Origin of the sequence: Oerskovia sp. NPDC060287, from assembly GCF_042726775.1 — a bacterium.
Classification (GTDB): domain Bacteria; phylum Actinomycetota; class Actinomycetes; order Actinomycetales; family Cellulomonadaceae; genus Oerskovia; species Oerskovia merdavium.
On the sequence record NZ_JBHXBO010000309.1, the window covers coordinates 1 to 4,023 of the forward strand.

Sequence of the window (4,023 nt, forward strand, 5' to 3'; positions counted from 1 at the left end):
CCCGCCCGACGTGTGCGTGTTTCGGCGGCGACTCGCCGGGCGCGTCGCAGCCGAACCACGCACTCAACGCTCGGGCGCCCGCTCCGGCACGTGCAACCGTCGCAGGAACCGGTCGGTGCGGGGCTGCGGCCCGCGCCGGTCCCGCAGGGACACGACGACGGTCGTGGCGGTCGCGAGCGGGATCGTCCAGGCCGCGGGCTGGGCCAGGAGGCTGCGCGCGAGCCCGTCGCCCGGACCGAGCGCCGAGGTCACGAGCAGCGCGCCGGCGCACAGCGCGCTCCCGACGACCATGCCCGCGATCGCGCCGCGCGCGGTGAGCCGACGCCACCACACGCCCAGCAGGATGGTCGGGGACAGCGCCGAGGCCGCGAACACGAACACCGTCCCGACGCTCGTCACGAGCCCCTGCGGGATCGTCACGAGCGCGAACGCGAGCGGCACGAGCGTGCACGCGACCGCGGACCACCGGAACGAGCGGACCGTGCCGCCGAACAGGTCCTGGCTCACGACGCCCGCGAGCGAGACCACGAGCCCGGAAGAGGTCCCGAGGAACGCGGCGAACGCCCCCGCGATCACGAGAGCGGAGAGCAGCTCACCGCCCAGGCCGGGCACCAGGCGCGCGGGCAGCACGAGCGCCACCGTGTCGGCGACACCGGGCGCGGCGAGGTCGGGCGCGACGACGCGGGCGACGAGCCCCATGGTGCTCGAGACCATGTAGAAGACGCTGATCATGCCGATCACCACGACCGTGGTCCACCGCGCCGAGACCCCGTCGGGGCTCGTGTAGAAGCGCACGAGGACGTGCGGCAGGCCGATCGTGCCGAGCAGGAGAGCGAGCAGCAGCGAGGCCGTCGTGTAGGTGTCGTAGGAGCGCGGCCCGGCCTCGGGCGGGAAGACCTGGGCCGGGTCGAGCGCCAGGTCCTGCCCGCCGAGGACGACCAGCAGGAAGACCACGGGGATCGCGAGGGCCGTGAGCTTGACCCAGAACTGGAAGGCCTGGACGAACGTGACCGAGCGCATGCCGCCCGCGGCGACCACGGCGCTCACGACCGCGGCGACCCCGACCGACCCGACCCACGGCGGCACGGGGGCCACGGTCGTGATGACGAGCGCGGCCCCGTGGAGCTGCGGGACGACGTACAGCCACCCGATGACGAGCACCAGGACGCTCGTGACGCGCCGGGCAGCGAGCGAGTCGAGCCGCGCCTGGACGAAGTCGGGGATCGTGTAGGCCCCGCTGCGACGCAACGGCCCGGCGACGAACAGCAGCACGAGCAGGTAGCCCGCGGCGTACCCGACGGGGAACCAGAAGGCCTCGGCCCCCGAGAGCAGCACGAGCCCGGACAGGCCCAGGAACGTCCCGGCCGACAGGTACTCACCGCTGATGGCCGAGGCGTTCCACACGGGTTGCACGGTGCGCGAGGCGACGAAGAAGTCGCTCGTGGTCCGCGAGATCCGCAACCCGTAGAACCCGATGAGCCCGGTCGCGAGCAGGAGCATCCCGACGGCGACGAGCGGCAGCGCCGAGGTCACTCGTCCTCCACGAGGGCGCGGAAGCGTCGTTCGTTGCGCGCCGCGGCGAGCGCGAACACGAGCGCGAACGCCGCGATGACGGGGTAGAACCCGTAGGCGTGCAGGAGCCACGGGAGCGGCACGCCCAGCACGTGCACGTCGCCCAGCGTGGGCACGGCGCTCATGGTGACCGTGAGCAGCGTGACCACCGCCAGGAACGACACGACGCACGCGAGCGCGAGCCGCAGCTGCGCCCGCGCGAGGCTGCGGGCGTAAACGGCCGCGGGTTCGCTCGCGTCGTCGGGCCCGGAGGCCTGCGCGCCGCGGGGTGCCCCGCTGCCCGACGGCGCCCCCTCCCCCGGTCCTGTCGCGGCGGCCGGGTCGCTCGCCGGGTCGTCCGTCGAGCGGACGACGACCCGCGGCGGCGGCTCGTCGCCGCTCACGGACGTCCCCCGGGGCGGCCCAGGAACGCGTCGCGCACGGCCGGTGCCATGCGCCGGCTCACGGGGACCTCGTGCCCCGCGACGACCACGACGGGGTGCGCGCCGCCCAGGCGGACCGCGGTCACGGCCGAGCGGTCGACGAGGTACGAGCGGTGCACGCGCAGGAACCCCGCGGGCGCCCAGCGTTCCTCGAGGTCGGAGAGGGGCTCGCGCACGAGATAGCTGTCCGTGCCGGTCACGAGGCGCGAGTAGTCCCCCTGCGCCTGGACCCACCGCACGGCCGAGCGCAGCACGACGCGGGTCGTGCTGCCGACCGTCACAGCGATGGTCTCGTCGGCCGGGGCGCGGTCGTCGGGCGCCGCGCGGCCCACGTCGCCCCGCGAGGAGGTGCCCGCTGCGGCGTGCCCCGCGACCGCACGCTCGACCGCCCGTGCCAGGCGCTCGCGCCGCACGGGCTTGAGCACGTAGTCGACGGCCTCGACCTCGAAGGCCTCGATGGCCCTGGCCTCGTCGGCCGTCACGAACACCACGGCGGGCCGGACCGAGAACCGTGACAGCGCGCGGGCGAGGTCGAGCCCCGTGAGGCCGGGCATGTGGATGTCGAGGAACGCGACGTGCACGGGGTGCTCGGACAGCCAGCGCAGGGCCTCGGACCCCGACGCGACGGCGTGCACCGAGCGCACGTGCGGGTCGCGGCGCAGGAGCTGGACCAGCTCGTCGAGCACCGGCCGTTCGTCGTCGGCCACGAGGACGTCGACGCCGTCGGGCCGGACCTCGCCCGGGCTCTCGCCCGGCGCACCGGACCCGGTGGCCCGGGGACCGTCGTCGTTCACGGCCTGCTCACCTCGGTCTCGTGCTGGGGCTGGGACTTGGGGACGCGCATCCGCACGAGGGTACCCGCGCCCTCGTTCGTCTCGATCTCGAGCGCGTGCTGGTCGCCGTAGAGCTGGCGCACGCGCGTGTCGACGTTGCGCAGCCCGACGTTGGTCGCGCGCGAGCCCGAGGCGAGCAGGGCCCGCAGCCTCTCGGGCGACATCCCGACGCCGTCGTCCTCGACCGTGATCTCCGTCTGGGTGCCCTCGTCGCGCGCGCTGATGACGATCGTGCCCCCGGCCTCGCGGGGCTCGAGGCCGTGTCGGACGGCGTTCTCGACGAGCGGCTGCACGCTGAGGAACGGGATGACGGTCGAGAGCGACTCGGGCGCGATCTGGAGCGTCACGGTGAGCCGGTCGCCGAACCGGGCTCGCTCGAGCTCGACGTAGGAGTGGATGCTGTGCAGCTCGTCGGCGAGCGTCGTGAAGTCGCCGCGACCCCGGAACGAGTACCTCGTGAAGTCCGCGAAGTCGAGCACCAGGTCCCGCGCCCGCTCGGGGTCGGTGCTGATGAACGAGGCGATCGCGCCGAGCGAGTTGTAGATGAAGTGCGGGCTGATCTGGGCGCGCAGGGCGCGCAGCTCGGCCTGGGCCAGCGCGGTGCGCGAGGCCTCGAGCTCGCCGAGCTCGAGCTGGGCCGCGCACCACTGCGCGACCTCGCCCGTGGCGCGCACGAGCGGCGGGCGCACGCGTGTCGCGAACGCGACCACGGCGCCTGCCACGGCCCCGCCGGCGAGCACGGGGGCCCCGACGGCCTCGAGCGGTGCGTCCTGCACGGACGTGCCCGACGACGGCTCGCGGCTCCCGTAGACCTGTCGCCTGCCCGTCCCGACGGTCCGCGCCCCCACCCGCTCGGCCTCGGCCCGGAGGGTGGCCGGGCCGTCGAGCGCCACGACGCCGTCGGCCGTCACGACCGCGAGCGCGTCGCAGCCGAGCAGCGCACGCAGGTGGCGCGCCGCTCGGCCGACGTCGTCGCCCTCGAGGCCGTCCCGCAGGTGCGTGGCCGCGCGCGACGCGAGGTGCAGGGTGCGGAACGTCGCCCGCTCCGAGTCGCTGCCGAGCTCGCGGGTGCCGCGGGCCAGCCGCCAGGCGAGGACCAGCGCACCCGTGAGGAAAACGCCGACGACCAGGCCGACCACGGCACCGGTGAACGCGGGTCCGGACATGTCGAGATCCTCTTCCGGAAGGTCGCAGGG

At 74.8% G+C, this 4,023-nt stretch carries 4 protein-coding genes; all 4 read right to left on the bottom strand.

The window, feature by feature from the left end:
• Positions 1–63: 63 nt before the first annotated feature.
• The gene (locus tag ACFWFR_RS17965) at positions 64–1,500 is read right to left on the bottom strand and encodes a cation acetate symporter (protein WP_225220491.1); all 1,437 of its coding nucleotides are present in this window, start codon (positions 1,498–1,500) and stop codon (positions 64–66) included.
• A 29-nt stretch (positions 1,501–1,529) separates the two neighbouring features.
• A complete protein-coding gene (locus ACFWFR_RS17970; protein ID WP_377623952.1) occupies positions 1,530–1,955 on the bottom strand; it encodes a heavy metal transporter in 426 nt (141 codons plus the stop codon).
• Positions 1,952–2,701 carry a LytR/AlgR family response regulator transcription factor gene (locus ACFWFR_RS17975; RefSeq protein WP_377617043.1) on the bottom strand — a complete coding sequence of 250 codons (750 nt, stop codon included), beginning with the start codon at positions 2,699–2,701 and terminating at the stop codon, positions 1,952–1,954. Before ACFWFR_RS17975 ends, ACFWFR_RS17970 begins: the two co-directional genes overlap by 4 nt.
• 83 nt (positions 2,702–2,784) lie before the next feature.
• Positions 2,785–3,993, bottom strand: a complete 1,209-nt coding sequence (locus ACFWFR_RS17980) for a sensor histidine kinase (protein WP_191804705.1) — start codon at positions 3,991–3,993, stop codon at positions 2,785–2,787.
• Positions 3,994–4,023: the final 30 nt, after the last annotated feature.

Excerpts from the sequence above, each read along its gene's own strand:
- ACFWFR_RS17980 (WP_191804705.1), bottom strand. The coding sequence starts at position 3,993 with ATGTCCGGACCCGCGTTCACCGGTGCCGTGGTCGGCCTGGTCGTCGGC.
- ACFWFR_RS17965 (WP_225220491.1), bottom strand. The coding sequence starts at position 1,500 with ATGCTCCTGCTCGCGACCGGGCTCATCGGGTTCTACGGGTTGCGGATC.